The sequence below is a fragment of the Cobetia sp. SIMBA_158 genome, assembly GCF_046566945.1.
GTDB lineage: Bacteria > Pseudomonadota > Gammaproteobacteria > Pseudomonadales > Halomonadaceae > Cobetia > Cobetia amphilecti.
Window position 1 is genome coordinate 1 of sequence record NZ_JAWJYL010000475.1, and the last position, 266, is coordinate 266.

The 266-nt window shown below is 60.5% G+C and carries 1 protein-coding gene; it reads right to left on the reverse strand.

The annotated features are described in order from the left end of the window. Positions 1-92: 92 nt before the first annotated feature. Complete coding sequence (locus tag R2R70_RS20735) at positions 93-266, reverse strand: DUF3443 family protein (protein ID WP_410979011.1); 174 nt, start codon at positions 264-266, stop codon at positions 93-95.

A 266-nucleotide genomic window follows, 5' to 3' on the forward strand; every position in this document is an offset into this window, starting at 1 on the left:
GGAGGGGAAGTCTTATTTTACGGAAATCCCTCGAATTGCGCCTGACGGCTGCCGGCCCGGAATAGCGCAACCGGTCCGGCTCAAGCCGAGCGTTACAGGCCGTTCGATGCGAAGGCCGCGTACGCGTCGCCCGCACCGGACGAGCTCTCGTTTTTGATCACCACATAGCGGCCATAGAAGAACGGCATGCCGAAATCCATGCCGCTATCGACCAGTCCGTACACGGCGATATCGTCGAACGCATAGACGCCGCTGGTGCTCAGCAG